This window comes from Sulfurimonas sp. HSL-1656 (genome assembly GCF_039645585.1).
GTDB classification, from domain to species: domain Bacteria; phylum Campylobacterota; class Campylobacteria; order Campylobacterales; family Sulfurimonadaceae; genus Thiomicrolovo; species Thiomicrolovo subterrani.
Window position 1 is genome coordinate 1,815,655 of sequence record NZ_CP147915.1, and the last position, 21,131, is coordinate 1,836,785.

General features: G+C 60.6%; 16 protein-coding genes. 6 read left to right on the top strand and 10 right to left on the bottom strand.

What is annotated here, in order from left to right; genetic code table 11:
* Position 1: 1 nt before the first annotated feature.
* Genes WCX49_RS09475 through WCX49_RS09485 form a run of 3 tightly spaced genes read right to left on the bottom strand, consistent with a single transcriptional unit; the run spans position 2 to position 4,143 of the window.
* On the bottom strand, positions 2–844 hold the full coding sequence (locus tag WCX49_RS09475; RefSeq protein WP_345984851.1) for a thiamine pyrophosphate-dependent enzyme: 843 nt from the start codon (positions 842–844) through the stop codon (positions 2–4).
* Positions 841–3,414 carry a 2-oxoacid:acceptor oxidoreductase subunit alpha gene (locus tag WCX49_RS09480; RefSeq protein WP_345984852.1) on the bottom strand — a complete coding sequence of 858 codons (2,574 nt, stop codon included), beginning with the start codon at positions 3,412–3,414 and terminating at the stop codon, positions 841–843. The genes WCX49_RS09475 and WCX49_RS09480 overlap by 4 nt, the downstream gene beginning before the upstream one ends.
* Before the next feature lie 48 nt (positions 3,415–3,462).
* Complete coding sequence (locus WCX49_RS09485; protein WP_345984853.1) at positions 3,463–4,143, bottom strand: superoxide dismutase; 681 nt, start codon at positions 4,141–4,143, stop codon at positions 3,463–3,465.
* Positions 4,144–4,312: 169 nt separating this feature from the next.
* Here WCX49_RS09485 and WCX49_RS09490 point away from each other — a divergent pair, with 169 nt between their 5' ends.
* Genes WCX49_RS09490 through WCX49_RS09500 form a run of 3 tightly spaced genes read left to right on the top strand, consistent with a single transcriptional unit; the run spans position 4,313 to position 7,051 of the window.
* The gene (locus WCX49_RS09490) at positions 4,313–5,206 is read left to right on the top strand and encodes a DMT family transporter (protein ID WP_345984854.1); all 894 of its coding nucleotides are present in this window, start codon (positions 4,313–4,315) and stop codon (positions 5,204–5,206) included.
* Between the two features lie 3 nt (positions 5,207–5,209).
* Positions 5,210–6,427, top strand: a complete 1,218-nt coding sequence (locus WCX49_RS09495; RefSeq protein WP_345984855.1) for an NAD(P)/FAD-dependent oxidoreductase — start codon at positions 5,210–5,212, stop codon at positions 6,425–6,427.
* 57 nt (positions 6,428–6,484) lie between these two features.
* Positions 6,485–7,051 (top strand): Spy/CpxP family protein refolding chaperone, encoded by a 567-nt coding sequence (locus tag WCX49_RS09500; RefSeq protein ID WP_345984856.1) that lies wholly within the window; start codon positions 6,485–6,487, stop codon positions 7,049–7,051.
* Positions 7,052–7,168: 117 nt separating this feature from the next.
* On the opposite strand, the gene WCX49_RS09505 is transcribed toward WCX49_RS09500, so the two are convergent.
* A complete protein-coding gene (locus WCX49_RS09505; protein ID WP_345984857.1) occupies positions 7,169–8,044 on the bottom strand; it encodes an AraC family transcriptional regulator in 876 nt (291 codons plus the stop codon).
* 99 nt (positions 8,045–8,143) lie between these two features.
* Here WCX49_RS09505 and WCX49_RS09510 point away from each other — a divergent pair, with 99 nt between their 5' ends.
* Positions 8,144–9,292, top strand: coding sequence for a PLP-dependent aminotransferase family protein (locus tag WCX49_RS09510; RefSeq protein WP_345984858.1), 1,149 nt, complete (start codon positions 8,144–8,146; stop codon positions 9,290–9,292).
* A 47-nt stretch (positions 9,293–9,339) separates the two neighbouring features.
* Here the strand turns inward: WCX49_RS09510 and WCX49_RS09515 are convergent, their stop codons facing one another.
* Positions 9,340–10,107, bottom strand: a complete 768-nt coding sequence (locus WCX49_RS09515) for an ATP-binding protein (RefSeq protein WP_345984859.1) — start codon at positions 10,105–10,107, stop codon at positions 9,340–9,342.
* A 101-nt stretch (positions 10,108–10,208) separates the two neighbouring features.
* Between WCX49_RS09515 and WCX49_RS09520 the strand changes: the two genes are divergently transcribed.
* Together WCX49_RS09520 and WCX49_RS09525 are read left to right on the top strand one after the other, a co-directional pair.
* A complete protein-coding gene (locus WCX49_RS09520; protein ID WP_345984860.1) occupies positions 10,209–11,075 on the top strand; it encodes a TIGR01777 family oxidoreductase in 867 nt (288 codons plus the stop codon).
* A 110-nt stretch (positions 11,076–11,185) separates the two neighbouring features.
* Positions 11,186–12,037, top strand: a complete 852-nt coding sequence (locus WCX49_RS09525) for a hypothetical protein (protein ID WP_345984861.1) — start codon at positions 11,186–11,188, stop codon at positions 12,035–12,037.
* 6 nt (positions 12,038–12,043) lie between these two features.
* Here the strand turns inward: WCX49_RS09525 and WCX49_RS09530 are convergent, their stop codons facing one another.
* The 5 genes from WCX49_RS09530 to WCX49_RS09550 form a co-directional block, all read right to left on the bottom strand.
* The gene (locus WCX49_RS09530) at positions 12,044–12,769 is read right to left on the bottom strand and encodes a hypothetical protein (RefSeq protein WP_345984862.1); all 726 of its coding nucleotides are present in this window, start codon (positions 12,767–12,769) and stop codon (positions 12,044–12,046) included.
* A 111-nt stretch (positions 12,770–12,880) separates the two neighbouring features.
* Entirely contained in the window at positions 12,881–18,289 is a 5,409-nt protein-coding gene (locus WCX49_RS09535) for a tandem-95 repeat protein (RefSeq protein WP_345984863.1), read from the bottom strand.
* Between the two features lie 88 nt (positions 18,290–18,377).
* A complete protein-coding gene (locus WCX49_RS09540; protein ID WP_345984864.1) occupies positions 18,378–19,064 on the bottom strand; it encodes a DNA-binding response regulator in 687 nt (228 codons plus the stop codon).
* Positions 19,061–20,248, bottom strand: coding sequence for a sensor histidine kinase (locus WCX49_RS09545; RefSeq protein ID WP_345984865.1), 1,188 nt, complete (start codon positions 20,246–20,248; stop codon positions 19,061–19,063). The genes WCX49_RS09540 and WCX49_RS09545 overlap by 4 nt, the downstream gene beginning before the upstream one ends.
* Positions 20,249–20,311: 63 nt before the next feature.
* Positions 20,312–20,971, bottom strand: coding sequence for a GNAT family N-acetyltransferase (locus tag WCX49_RS09550; RefSeq protein ID WP_345984866.1), 660 nt, complete (start codon positions 20,969–20,971; stop codon positions 20,312–20,314).
* Between the last annotated feature and the right edge of the window lie 160 nt (positions 20,972–21,131).

The window sequence follows — 21,131 nt, forward strand, 5'->3', positions numbered from 1 at the left end:
CTCAGTAGGCGTCAAAGAGCGCCTGGATGTGCGCGGCGTCATGCGTTGCGAGGTAGAGCGGCCGCCGCTGCCCGTGGCGGACGCGTTCCTCGAACGTCTCCGTTTCCCGGCGGTAAAAAATCCCCAGCGGGAACGGCCCGCTCTCCATCGCCCGCGCCATCGCCGCGCCGGGATCGGCCGTGTCATGGGAGGCGTCCAGCTCATAGGTATGTTCTTTGAACCAGCCGAAGGTGTTGATCTTGTTGAACGTCACGCAGGGCTGAAAGATGTCGACCAGGGCGTAACCGCGGTGCAGGAATGCGGCCCTGAGGACGCTTTTGGCATGCTCGGGATTCCCGATATTGACCCGGGAGACGAATCCCGCCCGCAGCGCCAGCGCCACGGCCAGGGGGTTAAAGGGCTCGTTGCCGACCCCGTCGACCTGCACCTTCGTTTCCATCCCTCTCTGGCTCGTCGGCGACGCCTGCCCTTTGGTCAGCCCGTAGATCATATTGTTATGGACGATATGCACGATATCGACGTTGCGGCGGACGGCATGCAGGAAGTGATTTCCCCCCTCCCCGTACATATCGCCGTCGCCCCCCTCTGCCACGACGGTCAGTTCGGGGTTGGCCGCCTTGACGGCCGTCGCGACGGGCACGGCCCGCCCGTGCAGCACCCCGAACATATTGACGTCGACATAATAGGGCGTCTTCGCCGCCTGGCCGATGCCCGAGACGATGACGACGCTGCGCCCTTCGGCCCCGAGATCGTCCAGCACCTTGCGGATCAGCGTGAGGATGCCGAAGTTCCCGCACCCCGGGCACCAGCCGATATCGACGTTTTCGCGTTCAAACGGTTTCATGAGAGCTCCTTTAGCACGGCAGCAAGTTGTCCTGCCAGCTGATCGGCGAAATAGGCGAAGCCGTTGCTCTGCAGGATCCGCCGGTCGGCCCCGACGCCGTGCAGCGCCAGCTGCTCCGCAAAGGCACCGTCGGCATTGTTTTCGACGACGATGCGGTATTCATACGTTTGCAGGAAGGCCAGCTGTTCGGGGTCGAGCGGATGTACCCATGCGAAGTGGACCTGGCAGGTCCGGTCGTCGCCCAGGTGCGCCAGGGCCTCGGCAATCGCACCGCGGCTCGAACCCCAGCCGATCACCGCGATGCTCCCCGCACCGCGCACTTCCGGCGCCCACGCCTCGGCCACGATTCCTTCGGCCTTTCGGGCACGCTTGGCAACCATCGCCTCGCGGACGCGGAAATCCTCGGTGATCTGCCCCCTTGCATCGTGTTCGTGACCGTCGCTGCAGACCAGCCCCTCGCCGCCGCCCGGAACGGCCCGGGGGCTGACGCCTGAAGGGGTATCGGCATAGCGGTGGTATGTTTCGGATGCCGGTGCGATGTAGCGGCGCTGTTCAAAGTCGGAAAAATCGATATCGCCCGTCATCGCCATCGTATCGGCGAGGTACTGGTCGCTCAGCACGATCACGGGCACCTGCCACCGGTCGGCCAGTTCAAAGGCGAGGTGGCCCAGCTCGACGCATTCATGCAGCGAACCGGGGGCAAGGATGATCCGCGGAAAGGGGCCGTGCCCCGAATGCAGCGCCAGGTTCAGGTCGCCCTGCTCGCTGCGGGTCGGCAGCCCCGTCGCCGGGCCGGGCCGCTGGGCCAGGTAGACGACGGCGGGGGTCTCCGTGATGCCCGAGAGGCTGATCCCCTCGCCCATCAGCGCGAACCCGCCCCCCGACGTCGTCGTGAGCGCCCGCGCCCCGGCGTACCACGCCCCCATCACGAGGTGGATCGAGGCGATCTCGTCCTCGCTCTGCTCCACAGCGATCTCGAAGCGTTTGGACATCCCCGCCATAAAATTCAGCACCCCCGTAGAGGGGGACATAGGGTAGGAGGCGACAAAGTTGCATCCCCCGGCGAGAAACCCGAAGCCGCAGGCGGTCGTGCCGTCCATCAGGTGGAGCGCGGCAGCCCCTTCGGGATGGGGATGAGGCAGCGGCGGCAGCGGAGGATGCTGAAGGTTCCGGCCCGCTTCGGCACCGGCCTGCACCGCGTCAAGGTTCCCCCTGTCCCCGCCGAAACGCGCCTCCACGCTCTCCATCAAGGGGGGCGTCTCCAGACCGAGCATCCCGTAGACCAGCCCGGCGGCATAGGTGTTGGCGTAGCGCGGATCGCCCAGCCGCTGCGCCTCGCGCTGCATGGCAACGGCGATCGCGCCGGCCGCCTCCGCCGCAAATCGCTCGTCGGCCAGTACGACCGTCCGTGCGGTCAGGCGCGGCGCCGCATGCGTCAGCGCCAGGGCGTCAAGCGCGATGAAGAGGTCCACCTCCCAACAGGGTGCCTCCTGCGGCGCATCGGCAATGCGGATCAGGGTCGTATTGCTCCCCCCGCGGACCCGGGACATGAACTCCTTGCTCGAATAGACGTAGTAGCCGCTGCGGACAAAGGCGTCACTGAGCAGCTTCTCCATGGTGTCAATCCCCATACCCGCCGCCCCGCCGATCAGGATAGAGAGACTCTGCGCAGCCCCGGACGGGGCAGGCTCTCCCGACTCAGACCGCTGAAACGGCGGCAGGGAAGCCTCTGCGGCAAAAGGGACCTCATACCGCCCTGCCGAAGAGAGCTTCGCGTCCGTGCCCGGCGAAGGCGCAGATTCGGATACCGCCTTGAAAGCGGATGCAGAATCTGTTTGCGCCTGAGGATAGGGCATGCTCTCGCCCCAGGTGATCTTGCCGCCGTAGTAGCCCAGCACGATGACCCCCGCGCCCGTCAGCAAAACGATCGCATGGTAGGCGATGCTCTCCGCCCGCCAGGTGTAGACGATACCCGGCTCCTCCATATAGAGCACGATCGCTACGACCCCCGCCAGCAACATCAGGGTAGAAAGAATGATCTTGACGGCAAAGGGGCGGCGCCAGGTCCCGCCGTAATTGATCCGCCAGCTGATCAGCCCGGGGACCATCGCGACCGCACCCATCACCGTCGCCGCCAGGAAAGTATAGAAAACGGCGGCGGCATACAACGCGGTCGGTGCGGCGAAAAAGAGCAGATCCATCAGCGAAGCAAAGAGATGAAGGGCAATGGGGAAATGGACGGTCATGGGATGGGGGTGGTAGCGTCGGTAGAGCGCCTGCCAGCGGCGGCGGCGCTCCTTGTTCGGGTCCGGCGGCGGCGCATCGGCCCGGGCCGTCTGCTCCGGCTCCGCTTCCAGGGTGCCGACGACACTGTAGCGTTCAAACACCTCTTCGCCGTGCGGGGCGCCCTCGAGCATGGGCGTGAGGTCCCTCCCCGCCCGGTGCATCCCCTGGTGGTTCCCCTCCGCCCACATCGGGCTCTCGGAGACGTCGTAGACCTTCCCTTTATAGGCAACATAGGCGGGCCTTCCGTCACGGCCGTCATACGCCGCAAGTTCACGCGAAGTCATGGCCTCCTCCTTTCTCAAAAGCGTTGTCGTGGAGGCCGTCACGCCTGTTTACGTGGCGGTCGTTTCGTTTGCCTGCATCGTATCGACGTAGTCGCACACCTCGGTGTTGTCGTTGCAGGGCTGGCTGTAGCCGGCGATGGGATCATTCTCCTCCGCGGCAAGGTTATCGGAAACGAAACGCCAGTTGATCAGCTGCCACCACTGCTCCAGGTACTCCGGCCGGGCGTTTCGGCGGTCGATGTAATAGGCGTGTTCCCAGACGTCGCAGACCAGCAGCGGCCGCCGTCCGTAGCGTACGGGCGTATCGGCGTTGGAGGTCGTCTCGATCACCAGGGTGTTCTCGGCGCTCAGTACCAGCCAGGTCCAGCCCGACCCGAACAGCCCTGCCGCCGCGGCGAGGAAGGCCCCTTTGAACTCCTCCATCGACCCGAAGTCGCGCTCGATCATCTCGGCGAGCTCCGCCGACGGCTCTGTGCCCCCGGGAGACAGGCCCAGCCAGTAGAAGTCGTGGTTGAAGACCTGGGCGGCGTTGTTGAAGGTTGCGCCTTCTGCCTCGCGGATGATCTTGAGCAACGGGACATGTGCAAAGATCGTCGCGTTGATCAGCGCGTTGAGTTTTGCAACATAGCCGGCATGGTGTTTCCCGTAATGGAAAGACACCGTTTCGGCAGAGATATTGGGTTCCAGCGCCGTCGCTTCGTACGGCAGTTTCATCAGTTCGAATGCCATGATTTTCTCCTTTTTCCGAGCTCACTTTTATTATCATAACTTATCCAGGTAAAGGAATGAAAAGGAATTCGGGTTAGCGGCAGGATCAAGCCTGCCTTCAGAATAGCCACTGCGGCGTCCGCGTGCCCGGCCAAATAGAGTATACTTCCGCCAAAAAAGTCTTCCCAGCGTGAAAAAGTTTCTCTCCCAGACCGACCGCGGCGTGCTCTTCATGCTGCTCAGCGCCCTCATCTCCGCCCTCAACGGGGCCGTCGCCAAGCTGCTCGGCGACGACCTGAGCGCGCTGGAGATCGTCTTTTTCCGGAACCTCATCGGGGTCGTCATCATCCTCGCGATGCTGCGCCACACCCCGCCCGCACTGCCCGGCGGCAAACTGCACCTGCTGCTGCTTCGCGGCTTCTTCGGCTTCAGTGCGATGATCCTCTTTTTCTATACGATCACCGTCATCCCGCTGGGCGAAGCGATCACGCTCAACAAGACCTCCCCGCTCTTCGTCTCCGTACTCGCCTTTTTCCTGATGAAGGAGCACCTCAGCCGCTACGCCGTCGCGGCGCTCGTTATCGGCTTTGCCGGCGTCCTCTTCATCTCCAAGCCGACGGGGATGCTGATGGGGTACGAACACTTCCTCGGGCTGCTCGGCGGTTTCTTCGCCGCCTCCGCCTACGCGACCATCAAGACGATCCGCCACGTCTACGACACCCGCGTCATCGTCCTCTCATTCATGGGGGTAGGCACCCTCGCGCCGCTGGTGCTCTTCGCCCTCGCCCCCTTCGTCAACGCGCCGGACGCCCTTGCCTTTCTCTTTCCCGCGTTCTTCTGGCCGACATCGCCGAAGGTGTGGGCGCTGATCGCTTTCATGGCCCTTATCTCCACCCTCTCGCAGTGGCTGCTCACCAAAGCGTACAGTTTCAGCAAAGCGGGGATCATCGGGGCGGTGAGCTACACGAACATCCCCTTCGCCGTCGGTTTCGGCATCATGCTCGGCGACGGCTTCCCCGACGCCGCCGTCTGGCTGGGCATCGCCATGATCGTCGCGGCGGGACTTCTGGTCAAAAAAGGATAATACATGCAGCAAGAACACATCGTCATTCTCGGCGGCGGCTACGGCGGTCTGCGGGCCGTCGAGCATCTCGTCGGCGACCCGCGCTTCCGCATCACGCTGGTGGACCGCCACCCCTACCACTACCTGCAGACCGAAGCCTACGGCTACATCGCCGGGCGCTTCGACATCCACGACATCACCATTGACCTGGCGAACTGGTGCCGGGGCTTCGGCGACCGTGTCAGCTTCGTGCAGGCGGAGATCACCGGCATCGACCCGGAAGCGCGGACGGTCCTGCTCGAAGAAGAGCGCCTGGCATACGACAGTCTCATTATCGCGACCGGGGCGCGTACGAACTTCTTCGCGTTTATCAAGGGGCTGCGGGAGAACAGCTACGGGGTCAAGAACCTCCAGCGCGCCTTCGCTTTCCGCCAGACCTTCGAACAGCTCGTCTACACCAAGGTCGAAGAGCCCCGCGATCCGGCGCCCGGAGAGCTGCATATCGCCATCGGCGGGGCGGGGCTGAGCGGCGTCGAGATCGCCGCCGAAATGGCCGACGTCATCGAGAAGCACCACAAAACCCTCGGTACGAACGCCAAAAAGATCCGGATCACCCTTATCGACGCGGCGCCGTCGATCCTGCCGGGGATGAGCGACTACATCGTCCGCAGCACGGCAACGCGGCTGGAGTCCCTCGGCATCCGCATCCTGACCGACGCCTTTATCGACAGGGTCGAAGACGGCACCATCCATCTCAAGGACGGGACGCGCCTTCCCTACTGCTTCATGATCTTTACCGGGGGGATCATCGCCAACACCCCCGCCTCCGAGCCGGCCCGCGAGACCAACCGGCTGGGGCAGATCCTTCCCGACGCCTACCTGCGTCTCGCACCGCACATGAACGTCTATGCCGTCGGGGACTGCGTCGAGCTCAGGGATACGGCGGGCAATCTCCTGCCGCCGACGGCCCAGACGGCGGAGAAAAGCGCCGAATACGTCGCGGACGCGATCAAAAAACGGCTTGAGGGCAAACCCGTCGCCCCTTTCCATGCCAAGGTCGACGGGGTCTTCGTCGCGCTGGGCGGCCGCTACGCCGTCGGCGAACTCTTCGGCGTCATCCGGGTCAAAGGCTACACGGCCTACCTGCTCAAAAAGCTCATCACCAAGGGGTATTACCTCGGGCTGAAACTCCGGATCAACACCGGCTTCAAAAAGCGGAGTGCCGAGCACGAAATTAACTGAAAATTAATGCCTTTGTCCTACAATGGTTTTACGTAACCATTCACAGGAGTTCTCAGGATGAAACCTTTCGCAAAAATGGCCCTTATCGCGGCCGCGGCCCTCGCTATCACTACCACCTCGGCTTTTGCATGCAGCGGGCAGAGCGGCATGCAGGGGATGCACGGCGGCAGCGACAACAAGATGCATATCGCCCGCAAAGTCGTTGACGCCGTCAGCCAGACGGGCCTCAGTACCGCGCAGACCCAGGCCGTCACCGACGCCGTCAACACCTTCAAGGCGAAAATGATGGAGCGCAAAGCGGCCAAAACATTCCCGATCGACGCCTTCGGCGACAGTGCCTTCGATGCCAAGCAGTTCAAGGCGTTCCAGCAGAAGCAGTTTGATGCGAAGATGGATGCCATGACCGAACTCTTCAACAGCATCTACGCCACCCTGACCCCGGAACAGCGCCCCGTGTTCAAACGCGCCTTTACCGCCCCGATGGTCAAAAAGATGATCAGGCAGAACATGATCAAAGGCGGCATGAAAGGCGGCGGGATGAAGAACAGCGGTGCGAAGAGCGGCGGCATGAAGAACAGCGGCATGAAATGCGGGGGGATGAAGTGCGGCGGCATGTCACGCTGACACAGGCCCCTTTCCCTTCAGCCGGGACGGGCCGATGACCCGCCCGGCAATGCCTCCTCACCCAAAGCACAACCACCCTTTTCCCACCGAAGCCCCTCTTAAAGCGGACAGATCCTTTCAGATCACACTGATGGGCAGGTAGAAGTCCAGGTCGAAACGTTCATCCCGCTCAAGAAAATGGTTCCGGCGGTAGACGACGTAGGGCGGCAGGGTCTTCGCCTCGAAACCGCTCTCCGGCAGCCACGTATGGTAGATGTGGCGGATCAGGTTCGGCACCTCGCCGTAGCGCCCCTGCATCGTAAAACGCGCGCACAGCGACGGCGGGATGACGAAGCTGGAGACGCTACCCGTCACTTCGAACGTCTCGGGGATCTCGATGGCCGCGACGTAGGCGCATTCGTTCAGCGGCACGATCGAGGGGTTGTCGTGGTGCAGCCCGATCTGCCGGGCAGACTCCAGGCCGTGTTCGACCGCGTACGCGTAGAGCCGCCGCCAGACGTCGGCGATGGAGCGGTTATAGCCCCGGTGCCGGATGTAGGCGACACGGATGGCGGGCATCTTGACGATCTCCGGTTTCAGCCCGGTAAAATCCGACGTTATCCGCGGCGCGTTGTCCGAATAGCGGATGTTCTCCTTTGAGAAATCGAGGTATCCCCCTTCGCGCCACTGCGTCGGGGTCAGGCTGTAGCGCTGCCTGAAGGCGCGGATAAACGCCGAATGCGTGCTGTAGCCGCACTGCTGCGCGATCGCCGACACCTTCTCTTTCTTGTTGACAATCAGCAGGTTGGCCGCCTTCTGCAGCCGGATGGATTGCAGGGTGTCGTAGAAGTTGCGCCCCGTCACCTCCTTGAAGATCCGGTGGAAATGGTACACGCTCGTACGGTTGCGCTCTGCAAGCACCTCCAGGGTGATCGGCGAGTCGATATGGCGGTAAATGTAATACAGCGCATCGTTGACCACGTGGGCGTGGTGGCGCAGCGTCTCTTTCTTCATAAGACCATTTTAGCAAGATCTGCATAGTTTTATGCAAGAAATATTGAAGAGATATCTTCGGAATCGGCGTATCATCGCATCCATACAAAAGGATACAAAATGAAACGCCAATTTATCCGGGAGATCCTGGATGTTATCACCGCGGACACCATTTCATTCGCCGGCGGCCTTCCCGACGCCGACCTCTTCCCGACCGACGCATTCAAAGTCGCGGCAGACAGGGTCCTGTCCGATCCCGCTTCGCTGCAGTATTCGCGTTCGCAGGGCTACGCCCCCCTGCGCGAAAAGATCGCGCAGCGCTACACTGACGCGGGGTTCGAGACCCGTGCGGACGAGATCCTCATCACCACCGGTTCGCAGCAGGCCATCAACCTTATCGCCCTGAGCATGCTCCCCTTCGGGGTCACCGTCGAGCTGCCCGCCTATCTCGGTGCGCTCGGCGCATTCCGTCTGGCGAAGACGAAAACCGACGGGGTCGCCCTGGAACACGACGGTATCGCGATGACACCGTTCAGACGCAGCATCGCCAGGACGGGGGCGGCCTACCTGATCCCGGACTTCCAGAACCCGACGGGGCTGCGCTACAGCGACGCCAAACGCAATGCCGTCGCCAAGGCACTGCTGGACGCGGATGCGCTGCTGATCGAAGATGCCCCCTACAGCGAGCTCTATTTCGACCATGCGTCCCGGCCCATCAGTACAGCGATGCCCGACCGCAGCTTTCACCTGGGCTCCTTTTCCAAGATCCTGGCCCCGGGCCTGCGGGTAGGATGGGTCCGGGCCAGCGAGGCGAACCTGCGCCGGCTTATCATCGTCAAAGAGGCGATCGACCTGCATACGTCGACGCTGGACCAGCGCCTGATCGACGCGTTTTGGGAGGCCGAGGGGCTTGACCGCCACCTCTCAACCCTCCGCATCCACTACCGGGCCAAGAAAAATGCGCTCTCCGGCGCACTGCGCACCCAGCTGCCCGATTTCATTTTCGACGAGCCCCACGGCGGCATGTTCCTCTACGGAAGGCTGCCCGGCTACGATACGAGAATGCTGGTCAACCACTGCCTGGAGCGCGGGGTCGCTTACGTCCCCGGCAGCGAGTTCTACCCCGGAACGCCTGCGCTCGACGAGCTCCGGCTCAACTTCACCCACACCGACCCGGCGCAGATGCACCGCGGTGTCCGCCTGATGGCCGAAGCCTACCGCGAACAGGTCGTATCCAAAATCACGGGGCTTGCCAAAGCCACCGCGTAACAGGCGCGCATCACGCCTTCACTGGAGAACGGTGCCCGACGGTCGCCTCAGCGCCCGAGCTGCTGCATAAAGTGCAGATAGAACTGCTTGGCTGTCCTGCCGCTGCGCGACGCACGCACGGCCGCGAAGCGCAGCGCTTCGCGCATCAGCGTCTCCCGCTCGACCTCGACCCCTTTGAAATAGTGCTCCACCATCGCCAGGTAATCGTCCTGCGTCCCCTGGTAGAACGAGAGCCAGAGTCCGAAACGGTCCGCCAGCGAGATCTTCTCCTCGACGCTGTCGCCGTAGTGCAGCTCCCCGTCTTTGACCGTCGTACCGGCGTTGTCGCTCATGTATTCGGGGACGAGGTGGCGGCGGTTCGAGGTGGCGTAGACCCGGACGTTTTCAGGGGCGCTCTCGATGGAACCCTCCATCGCACTTTTGAGGTAGGTATAGGAGAGGTCCGTCTCTCCGAACGTGAGATCGTCGAGGTAGAGGATGAAACGGTAGGGCTCGTCGCGCAGCTCATCGATCACCTCCGGCAGATAGGAGAGATCCTCCTTGAAAAACTCGACGATCCGCAGCCCCTCGTCAAAGTAGGCCTGCAGCAGCGCCTTGACCAGCGATGATTTCCCCGTCCCGCGGCTCCCCCACAGCAGCACATTGTTCGCAAAGCGCCCCGCCAGGAAGTTCTCCGTGTTCTCGACCAGTGCCTGCTTCTGGCGGTCGATGTTGATCAATCCCTCCAGCGGCACCGCCTCCACTTCGGCGATGGGTTTGAGGGTCCCCGTACGCCGTCTGAACACAGCGGCCTTGGTCGTCTTCCACGCAATCATAGCGCCTCCTTGAGGACAGAACTTTTGCTGCCATTATACCCCTGTGCAAATTTCGGGCACCTTCGCTACAATGATAATATAATTTCACAACGGAGGCCGGAATGAGAATTGCCATGGGGGGTGCCACCGGGTTCGTCGGAAAACACCTGCGGAAACGATTTGAAGCGGAGGGGTGGGCGGTCGTGCCGCTCAGCCGCAGCGACCTCGCGCTCCCGGCCGAAGCGCTGGCGGAAAAGCTCATCGGCGCCGATGTCATCATCAATATCGCCGGGGCCCCCGTCGACCGCCGCTGGAGCCGCCGCTACAAAGCGCTGCTCGTCTCCAGCCGCGTCGGCACGACGGAGCGCCTCGCCGAGGCGATCGGCCTGCTGGAGGTCAAACCTTCGCTCTATATCGGCGGTTCCGCCGTCGGCATCTATCCGTCGAAAAAGTGGCATGATGAACTGAGTGAAGAGTACGCCTATACCTTCCTGAGCGAACTCTGCCGCCAGTGGGAAGCCGCCGCGACGGAGGTGAAAGCCTACGGCGTGCGGACGGTCATCTTCCGCCTGGGCATCGTCCTAGGCAACGGGGGGATGCTCGCCCGGATGCTGCCCGCCTTCCGGCTCGGCCTCGGCGGGGTGGTCGGCAACGGGAAGCAGTACCTCTCCTGGATCCACATCGGCGACCTCTGCGAGGCGTTTGCCCGTGCTATCTCCGATGCCGAAATGCGGGGGATCTACAACCTCGTCGCGCCCCGGGTTTCGACCAACAAGGAGCTGACCGAGGCACTGGGGACACGGCTGCACCGCCCCACCTTCATGCGGCTGCCCTACTGGTTCCTGCGCCTCGTTTTCGGCGAAGGGGCACAGGTGATCGCCGGCGGGCAGTGGGCCGTCCCGCGGCGCCTGCTCGATGCCGGGTTCACCTTCCGTTTCGAACATCTCGGCGACGCCCTGGACAATCTGCTGGCAAAACGGCATGATTGAAACGCCTTCGTGCATAGCCCGAGTGAAAAAACGCTATAATTCCGCCATCATTCGCAGCGGCGGAGCCCGGCGTTAATCCGCATCTTTCCCTGCATTACCAAGGACATACCATGGCCATCCCATCCGTAGCGTTCAAACGCCAGAACCACCGTCTCCTGCTTTGCCAGGAAGCCCGCAAAGGCGAGCTGCTCTCCCTGCTGCTTGCCGAACATGACGGGAAGAAAATCACCGTCGTCACCGCCGGCGACACCGCCGCTATCAACGTCCCCGATACCGTCACCGTGCTCGGCGACGACGCCCTGGAGGGCGCGGAAAGCTGTGACCTGCTGATCAGCTACGACCTGCCGGAGGTACCGCAGCGCTACCTCGAACGCATGGCCCTCGCCCGCGAAGGGGCGCTCGCCCTGCTGGGGGAAGAGGACCGTTCCCGCCTCATGGGCATCGAGATGCTGCTGGGCCGTGCCATCTCCCAGGAGCGCCCGGAGGGGTTCGCCCCCGAAGAGAGCGCCGCGCCGACACAGCGCCCCAAACGCTACAAAAAGCCTTCCGCACGCCTCTACGAAGAAGACGCACCGAAAAAAGCACCGGCCAAACCCAAGGGGAAGGGTGCGCCGCGTAAGCCGAAAGAGAGCGGCGTCTCACGCTACATCGGCACGGACGAGAACGGCAAGCCGATGTTCTCCGGAAAGACCGGCGAACGTAACCACCGCGCTGACGGCAAGCCCCATACCGAAGAGAGCCTTGCGGCCAAAAAAGAGTGGGAAGAGAAACGCAAAAAAAGCGGCGGCAAAAAGCCCTATGATGCGAAAAAGAAACCGCCGTACAAAGGCGACAAAAAACCTTATGACGCCAAGAAAAGTACGGACAAACCGGCAGACAAGAAAGCGGAAAGCACCAAGCCGAAACGCCCGATGATCCGCATCAAAGCGGAAAAGCTCAAAAAGAGCGAACCGAAAAAATAACCGCCGCTATTTCCCCAGCGTATAGAGGTTGTTGCTGCTATGGCACGCGGCCTGGAAACGCTCTTTGAGCTCCCGGTCATAGGTCATGATGAACACGTCGGCCTGCCGGAGCCGCAAACGCTCGAACTCCCCCAGCAGAAAATCGTCCGCCACGTTCTTGCCGTGATCGACAACGGTAAAGTTGAACGACTCCAGCCGTTTGCCGTAATCGTACAGCTCCGCCTCCCACTCCCGCCGCTTGAGGTAGAGCGAGTCGGGGTTCGCCGCCAGGTAGATGCGGTCGTCGGGAACGTTGAACTTCTCGATGACATGGGTGAACATCGGGCCGACGGGCCCGAAGTTCTCGATGTCCCAGAAGAGGTAGGTGGCGCGCGTCCGGCTGCGGCGTTTTTTGTTGAGCAGCTTGAGGCGCTTGGAGATGTTGAGGTGGACATGGGCATTGTCGTTGGTCAGCTCGATCTTCAGCTTCAGCGCCTCCGCCTCCACCGTCTTGAACCCCAGCACCTTCCCCATATCGATAAAGAGCTGCAGCTCGGCCAGCTCGGCCTGCGCCCCGCCCTTCTGGTAACGCCCCAGCGCCCTGATCTTCTCCGGTGAAAAGAGAAGTGCGAGCGTCGGCGTTCTTTGAACCGCACAGGCTTTTCTGACGGCATGAAAGACGGTGTAGGCGTTCGGGGTCTCGGGCATTTCAACACTCCCTTTGACCTCATCGCCGATAATGATCTGCTTCATGGGCCGGATTATAAAAGGAATGGATAAAAGCGGGCTGATGTTTTAAAGGAGCGGCCGGCGACGTGCCGGCCGTTCAGGAGTGAAAGATGAAACAACGCCGTTGCGGCGCGTTTACTGGAAGATCACCGGTCCGTTGGGTACGACCCGGACAAACACCATGCTGCTGTCAAGCGTCATGTAATTGTTCGTGGCATCGAAACTGACCGTCATATTGACCGGCACCAGATGGCCGGAGGCGTCGTAGGCCGTCAGACCGAACTCCAGGTTCGTATCACCGGCGACGGTGTCGCACCCGGAGGTATCCGCATCGGTACAGACCGCGCTCTCATCCGTCACGGCATCCGGCATCATCGTCACCGTACCGTTTCCTTCGACCACATAGGTACCGAACTCCGTCATGTTATAGCGCCCGAAGCTCCCCGGTTCGATTTCGACAGGATCGGAACCCTGGTTCTCATCGACGTCGGCGACCATATAGTGGCCCGCGCCGTCGAGGGCCAAGATGACGAACTTGACGCTGCCCGTCGTCGACTGGTTCATGATCCACGCGCCCGCTTCAAGACTGATCGCACTGCTGAGGCGGTTGAAGACTGCCGGACCGTCACTGACGGTGGTCAGCGTTGCCGTATCGTCACCGTTGTCGACGACCGTCGCGCCTACGGCACTGTCGCCGGCATTGGTATTGATCAGCGGTGCGGCATTGGTGAAATTGCCGCCCGCATCCAGCGTATACTGTCCCACTTCGACACCGCCGATGATACCGTCGGAACCCAGCACCTGCTGCACCGCCATGTACTTATCGTTGTCGGCGACGATGAGAAGCGCATCCATCGTCGTGATGCCGCCCAGTGCCCAGGCACCGACCAGCGTCGCATCGTTGGCGGTCGTAGGCGTGGTGCTGCTGCCGCCCCCGCTCATAAAGTAGTTGATCAGAGCGTCACGGGCGATGATGTTGAACTTGATCTCGATATCGCCGGTAAAGGCCGGCTGCATGTCGCCCTCGGCGACATAGTCACCGAAGCCGTCGTTCATCACCGTCGCGGCGAAAGGCCAATTCATGCTCGGCAGTTCGACGATGATGACATCGCCGTTGCCGTCGCTCTGGACGTGCCAGCTACCGCTTTCCACGACCTGCGGGTTCTGCATATCGCTGAAATCGATCAGCACGACCGTCCCGCTGCTGCTTCCGCCCGTATAGGCATCGCCGGCAGTGAACTGGATACCGGTGGTGCCGTTGACGTTAAAGACGTATCCGCCCGTACCGCCCTGGTTGGCCGTGACAAACTCTGCCAGCGTCGTGAAGGTCATGGAGGAGTAGTTCACATCAAACGATGCCAACGGCCCCCAGAAATCATACTCGTCGCTCAGACGCAGATGCGCTGTTTTATACCCTTCGGAGCCTGCCGGCATCGTGATGCCGAACATCGCTTCCAGGGCCGCCTGGTCATAGGTTTCCCCCAGGTACGCGAACAGGTGGCCGTTCGGCGGAATGGAGACATTGAGTTCCGTGCCGGCAAGATTGATCGTGAAGGGATGGCTCTCCGTCACCGTACCGTTGATGTCTTTGAACATGACCGTACCGTTCGAGTCGGCATAGAGTGCTTCGGAATCGACGGCAATGACCGCTGTTCCGTTACTGTCGGGCCAGACGCCCCACAGGTCCATGTCGGCGAGGAGGGAGACCTGGGCCTTGGCAAGGGCATCCCACTCCGCCTGGCTGATAGGAATCTCGGTCAATGCCCAGAACTCGTCGACCGTCATCGGCGTTGCCGGCGGCGTATAGTTTGCAATAGCGGTCAGAATATCATTCATCGCCGTATCGTTGTAGGTTACCGAATCATTGCCTACGATAAAGTCCGTCATCGGCGCACTGTACGAACCGTTGTAGACCACACCGTTATGGATATGTGTAAACGCGGCTTCGCCCTCATTATACATGGCAGGGTCGACCAGCGTGGCATTCAACTCGGTACGGACAATCAGGTTCGTATCATTGGGCAGGGTGGAGACCCACCATGTACCGACGATCTGGCTGTTATTGCCGTCGGCGACCAGGTTACCCGTCATGCCGAGCGTCAGCGTCGTAATATCCGCGCCGTTGCTGTCGACGGCAGCGGTGCCGCCGGCATTCCGCTGCGCGACAAAAGCCGGTTGCCATGTCGACTCATCCCAATAGAATGTCCCGTCGCCGTTCATATGGTCTTCGAGTGTCGTGTACCCAAGACCGCTGTTCCAGTAGGAGTAGAAGATCTCGTTGTCCGCCTTGTAGAGGGATTCATACTGTATTGCACCTGCAGAGAACGTGACCTGCATCGTCGTTCCGGAGCCGATCTGGATATCCAACGTCTGCCCGCTCAGGTCCGTGACCGTCCCAAGGCGGTGCGATTCGTTCTGCGTGGAGAGCGTCAGCGTGTCCGCGCTGATGGTGTAGTCGATCTGCAGATAAGAGTCCGGGACCCAGACCGTGTTGATGTCATCCCAGGTCACCATGTTCATATCGATCGGGACCTCGCTCCAGTTGTTGTCCACGAGTTTATAAGTCATGGTCTCGACAGCACCGTAATTAAGGTAGTGCTGTGCATACATCGGCACGTTTGCCGTACCGTTGTTTTCCAGCCAGTAGTCATACAGGTACTGCCCGTCGTAAAAGCTGTTGTCCATCAGTACCGGATCGGCAACGACTGTGACGACGAAGGTCTCCTGGGCAGTAAGAACGCCGTCATCGACGGTGACCGTCACAGTTGCAGTACCTTCCGAAACAGGATCGACCGCTACCGTCGTACCGTTCGCCGAAACTGCGGCGACGCCCGGATTGGACGAAACGGCGCTCAGCGTCAGTGCATCACCGTCAACATCGGCAATGGAGACCGGGACTTCGAAGATCGGTGCACTGACCGCCACTGCCGGCGGGTTGCCGATGGGGTCGATCGTCGGGGCGTCGTTGACAGGTGCGACCGTGAGCGTGACCGTCGCCGGGAGCGAAGTCGCGCCCTGGTTATCCTGGATCGTGTAGGTAAAACTGTCCGTACCGTTGAAATTGGCGTTCGGCATGTAGGTCACAACACCCGTCGTCGGGTTGACGCTCAGGTTACCGTCCGTTGCGCCGGAGGCGGCCACCGTCGTGGCATCCACCGAGCCGTCGCTGTCGCCGGTGTGTGCCACCACGTCGATCAGCACCGCCGTATCCTCATCGGTAGTGGCCGTAAAGTCGGCCGCTATGGGTGAGAAGTTGGCGACGACACTGATGGTGACCGTTGCCGGGGCGCTCGTCAGTGTGCCGTCGGAGACCTCGTAATCAAAGGTAAAGTTGCCTTCCGACGCACTGGTGAACGTGAAGGTACCGTTGCTGTTGAGCGTCAGTCCGGCAAGTGTTCCGACCTGCGTAAAGGTCAGGGTGTCGCCGACATCGATATCCGACGCGTACGGCTTCAGGTCGCCGTCAAGCTGGGTGTTCGTCTGCACCTGGAACGATGCGGCCGACGCCGTCGGGGCGTCGTTGACATTGATCACTTCCAGATCGAAGGCTGCCAGCGATGCCGTCAGCAGCGAGTCGGAGACGGAGATGACGATCCCCGTGGTCGTGCCGACATCGGCATTGCCCGGAGTGCCGGAGAGTGCTCCTGTCGCTGTGTCAAATGTCGCCCAGGAGGGCTTGTTTTGAATGCTGAAAGTCAGCGTGTCGCCGTCGAGATCACTCGCACCCGGCGTAAAGCTGTACGGCGCGTCCTGGTTCACCGATGTGGCCGGCGTACCGTCGATCGTCGGCGCGTCGTTCACGTTGACGACGGTGACGGAGAAGAGCGGCAGGGAGACCGTGGCCGTACCGTCGGTCACCGAGATATTGATATCGGCGGTCGTACCGACGTCGCCGTTGCCCGGCGTACCCGTCAGCGCCCCCGTTGCCGGGTCAAATGCCGCCCATGCGGGCGGGTTGACGATGCTGAAGGTCAGTGTGTCGCCGTCAATGTCACCGGAAGAAGGCGTAAAGCTGTACGCTGCATCCTGGTCGACCGACGCTGCCGGTGTTCCGCCGATCGTCGGGGCATCGTTTACCGCAGCGACCGTGACCGAGACATTGCCGTCGGCACTGCGGCCCGTGCCGTCACCGACCGTATAGGTAAAGCTGTCCGGACCGTTGTAGTTTGCGGCCGGGGTGTAGGTGACCGTTCCGTCCGGATTGATCACCGCCGCGCCGTGGCCCGCGGCCGAAACGGCAGTGACAAAGAGCGTATCGCCGTTCTGGTCCGTATCGTTCGCCAGGACGTTGAGCGTCGCATTGGTATCTTCATCGAGATTCAGGTTGTCGGCCACCGCGACCGGCGCATATTCGTTCCGCATGACGACAAGGTCGAATGCCCGGTTGTTCGTGACCAGGCTGTTCGCGACCGTCGCTTTGAGCACCACGGCCACATCCGCCGTATCGCTGCGTGTCACGGCACCGGTAGCGACATCGATGACGCCCATAGGCGTCGCCGACCATGTCAGGTTCAGATCCGGCGTATCATAGGGCGCCGCGGCAGGACTGCTCAGCACCAGATCGGCCGTAATATTCTCATTGGCCGTATTCGTCCCGAGATAAGTGATATTGTTTGTGAGGGCATCTTCGACTTCCGCCAGCGCGGCGATCATCGGGTCGACGTAGGTCCCCGTTTCGATATCCTGCGCGACCTGGGTCGTGTTCATGTCGCCGAGTGTCGTCGTCAGATCACTGACGGCCGTGAGATCGCCGTTTTCGATCGCCCCCTCCGCCGCTTCGGCATAGGTATTGATGGTTTCGCCGAAACCGTCCAGTTCACCTACCGTCGTGACGTTGGCTGCAAGGTCATCGATCGTCCCGGCGAGCGTTTCGACAAAGGTCGCGATCGACGGGTCGGCACCGACCTCGGCCGCCAGTTCGGTTGCATTGAATTCACCGGAGGTCGTGGTTGCCAGCGCATTGAACACCTGTTCGTAAGCATCGTTAAAAGACTCGCCGTCAGTTTTCGTTGCCGCGCTCAATACTTCAACGACCTTCTGCACTTTCTGTGCGGCCATAAAGCTGTCGCTGTCGAGCATGGGGTCGTTTTTCACCGCATCAGCGCTGATCCCCAGATTGGCGGCGACCGCATCGGCCGCCGTATCGAATGTCATCGTCGGGTCCGAGGCCATGATCGCCGCGACATAGGTTGTCAGCGGCGAAAGGACGATGGGACGTGTCGCGTCATACACGGTTGAGAGCCGCCCTTCAAAAGGGAAGCCGGTACTGATATCGGTACCGCCGTAAGCGTAGATCTTCGTCCCGTCGGCAATCGTCACCGCAAAAGCGAAGTCCCCGTTCGTATCGGTCACCGTCGATGGCTCCGTATCGTTGTGTTCCCCTTCGCCGGTACTGTCGGCAAAGACGGTCGCGCCCGACACATAGCCGTCAATGACTCCGCCGCTGCTGGCAGGGTCGCTGCTGCCCCCGCCTCCACCGCCGCCACAGCCGCCGATGGCAAGCACGGCAGCCGCAGAGAGCATGATTTTTCTAAATTCAACCATAATCAACTCCTGAAGTTTTTTCCTACTGCAAGGTACAGGAAAAAAGTCAAAAAAAGTCAAAAAGTGACATGAAGCGAAGAATGAAGGTTCAGGAGAGAATGTAGCCCTGCTTGCTGAGATTTTTGATCTGGAGTTCCGGTACACGTTTCCGCAGAGAGTAAACGACCGTTTTTAAAGAAGATGAAGAGACCTCCCCGTCGGCCCAGATGGCAAATTCGAGATCGTTATAGCTCACCACCTGGTGACGGTGCGCCACCAGATGCGCCAGCAGAACGTTCTGCTTGACCGTCAGCGTCACTTCCGTACCGTTGGCGTAGAGGCGGCCGTCGGAGGGGTCATAGGTGTGAAGGGGGGAGAGATCGATGATGCCGCCGCTTTGCGTATTTTCTCCGCAGGGGGCGCGTTCCTGCATACGGTGCCGGGCCGTGCGGAGGACCGTTTCGAGCTCTTCCGGGCCGAAAGGTTTCATGACATATCCGTATGCCAGGGGGCGGAAGGCCCGCTGCAGGGTCTCGTTATCGCAGTAGGCCGTGATATAGATGATCGGTACCGTGTGTTTTTCCCAGATCTTGTCGCTCAGGGAAAAACCGTCCATATTCCCCCGGATGTTTACATCCATCAGCAGCAGCGCGGGGAGCTCCTCTTCGAGGGCCGCGATGACGGAGAGGGCGTTGTCGAAGATGCCGGTCACCCGGATGCCCCACCCTTTGAGGAGACTGGCGATGTAGCGGGCCGTCAGCATTTCATCTTCGACGACCATCACGGAGTCAATCATGCCTGTTCTTCCTTTGCGTCAAATGCCACGGTAATCGTCACGCCGCCGTCGGAAATAATATCCAGCGTACTGTTGTCCAAACTCTTGACAAGGTCCGTCATCAGCATCATTCCGATCCCCTCCGACGTGGGTCCCTCTTCGCTGATCCCCTTGCCGTAATCACGTATCTGCAGGGCATAGCTGTCACCGCCCCGGTGCACGAGCCGGATGAGGATCTCGCCGTTTTGTTCACCGTGATAGGCGTGCTTGATCGCATTGGTCACGCCTTCATTGACGATCAGACCGATCGCCAGTGCATTTCGGATTCCCATGCGTATGGACTTTTCGCATTCACAATGGATCTGCACCGTCGATATTTTCTGAAGATTCTGCGTCAGCATCTGCAGATAGTGGTGCATGTCGATGTCTTCAAAATCGTCTGCCCCGTAGAGATTTTCATGCACCATCGCCATCGCCCGCAAACGGCCGATATTTTCGGTGAAATATTTTCGGTACTTCGGATCTTCAATCTTTTCGGACTGAAGCCACAGCAGGCTCATGATGACCTGCATGTTATTCTTGACGCGGTGGTGAAGTTCCCGGAGCATCACTTCCCGCTCCCTTGCCGTTTTCGCCAGGCGCAGCTCATAATCCATACGCATCTGTTCGAAATAGTAGACAACGAACGAGATGGCGACATAGCCGATAAACATCTGGATCAGAAGCCCCGGGGGGAAAATGGGGTCGCCGATATCGAGCGCGCTCAGCAGCAGTACCGCGCCGATGCCCGATGCATTCAGCACGCTCCACCGGATCCCCCGTTCCAACCCGTGCTGGGCGAAGACGTAGATCGGCAGCGATGCCGTCCAGAACAGCGCAGAGTCTTTTTCAAATCCGTCGATGTGCAGCGAGAGGATGGCCAGTCCCGAAATCACCCCGACCAGGATGCTCGAGGTCGTTGCCAGCTCGACCCTCCGGCTGCGGAACATGATGTTGTTAACCAGGATGATCACGATCCCGAACAGCTCCAAGATGGCAAGCGTGTCAAACCCGTGGGTCAGGTTGTTGTAAATGTCCAGCGCAAGGACCAGGACGGCGAAGATCGTAATGAGGTTCGCAATAACGGAACGTTTATGCTCGATCGAGTCTTCGGGATAGTCGATATTGTCGCGGATGATTTTTTTGCACCAGGGAGAACAGAACATTCAGCCATCATAGCATGTTTTTATGCCTGTTTCATTAGCATGCTTCGAATACGCTGCAGCAACCTAGCGCGCGGTTTTTTTCTCTTCTGCCTCTTCCATACATGCAATCAGTTCCGTCTGCATATAGGCACCCTGGAGCTTAGCCAGCCCGGCGTCATGCAAGTCCTGCTGGGCCATGTCCAGCGCCGCGTCGTTGTCCGCGACCCGGTCGTGGATGCTCTGAAGCGCCGGCCCGGCCAGGGTTTCAGCCGAAGCGGACTCGACCATCTCCCGCAGACCGTCGAGCCCCTCGGCGGGAACCGGCAGGTTGCAGTAGTAATCCCGCGTCGGCGTCAGCCCCCAGTAGCAAAACCCCAAAGAGAGGTAAAAATCGAGCGACTGGGGGACGCAGACCGCTTTGAAACGCCGGACATGCAGATGCACGGCCAGTTCGAACACCCACTGCAGCAGCATCATCGCGTAACCGTGCCGCCGGTGGCACAGCGGGGTCAAAAGATTATGGATGGTCAGATACTCGCGATAGCGGTCGATCTTGTAGAAGAGGTAGCAAAGATGTTCACCCGTTTCATCCGTGAGTATGACGCTCCCCTCGGCATTCCAGCTGTAGTGGCGGTCCCACCACCGCAGCGCCTGGTCGGCAAACCCCCTGCTCTTCGCATCGCCGATCTGCGCGATGGAATCAAGGTACTCTTTTCGGTTGACATCGATAACACGGTAAGGCATGGGCGCCCCTTTGCAAGCCAATAATAATGCTTGAAAAGGGCAAACTTCACAGAGGTATTATGAGAGACAGAGTTGTACTATATCCACTATAACACTCCGGCGGTGTCTGCGGGGTACACGGGTGTATAATATGTAACCATTCAGGCAAACTCCCTCCTTC

What these genes read in the sequence shown, in the direction of transcription:
- WCX49_RS09475 (WP_345984851.1), bottom strand. Translation starts at nt 844, where the DNA reads ATGAAACCGTTTGAACGCGAAAACGTCGATATCGGCTGGTGCCCGGGG.
- WCX49_RS09480 (WP_345984852.1), bottom strand. Translation starts at nt 3,414, where the DNA reads ATGACTTCGCGTGAACTTGCGGCGTATGACGGCCGTGACGGAAGGCCC.
- WCX49_RS09485 (WP_345984853.1), bottom strand. Translation starts at nt 4,143, where the DNA reads ATGGCATTCGAACTGATGAAACTGCCGTACGAAGCGACGGCGCTGGAA.
- WCX49_RS09495 (WP_345984855.1), top strand. Translation starts at nt 5,210, where the DNA reads ATGCAGCAAGAACACATCGTCATTCTCGGCGGCGGCTACGGCGGTCTG.
- WCX49_RS09500 (WP_345984856.1), top strand. Translation starts at nt 6,485, where the DNA reads ATGAAACCTTTCGCAAAAATGGCCCTTATCGCGGCCGCGGCCCTCGCT.
- WCX49_RS09505 (WP_345984857.1), bottom strand. Translation starts at nt 8,044, where the DNA reads ATGAAGAAAGAGACGCTGCGCCACCACGCCCACGTGGTCAACGATGCG.
- WCX49_RS09510 (WP_345984858.1), top strand. Translation starts at nt 8,144, where the DNA reads ATGAAACGCCAATTTATCCGGGAGATCCTGGATGTTATCACCGCGGAC.
- WCX49_RS09515 (WP_345984859.1), bottom strand. Translation starts at nt 10,107, where the DNA reads ATGATTGCGTGGAAGACGACCAAGGCCGCTGTGTTCAGACGGCGTACG.
- WCX49_RS09520 (WP_345984860.1), top strand. Translation starts at nt 10,209, where the DNA reads ATGAGAATTGCCATGGGGGGTGCCACCGGGTTCGTCGGAAAACACCTG.
- WCX49_RS09525 (WP_345984861.1), top strand. Translation starts at nt 11,186, where the DNA reads ATGGCCATCCCATCCGTAGCGTTCAAACGCCAGAACCACCGTCTCCTG.
- WCX49_RS09530 (WP_345984862.1), bottom strand. Translation starts at nt 12,769, where the DNA reads ATGAAGCAGATCATTATCGGCGATGAGGTCAAAGGGAGTGTTGAAATG.
- WCX49_RS09535 (WP_345984863.1), bottom strand. Translation starts at nt 18,289, where the DNA reads ATGGTTGAATTTAGAAAAATCATGCTCTCTGCGGCTGCCGTGCTTGCC.
- WCX49_RS09540 (WP_345984864.1), bottom strand. Translation starts at nt 19,064, where the DNA reads ATGATTGACTCCGTGATGGTCGTCGAAGATGAAATGCTGACGGCCCGC.
- WCX49_RS09545 (WP_345984865.1), bottom strand. Translation starts at nt 20,248, where the DNA reads ATGTTCTGTTCTCCCTGGTGCAAAAAAATCATCCGCGACAATATCGAC.
- WCX49_RS09550 (WP_345984866.1), bottom strand. Translation starts at nt 20,971, where the DNA reads ATGCCTTACCGTGTTATCGATGTCAACCGAAAAGAGTACCTTGATTCC.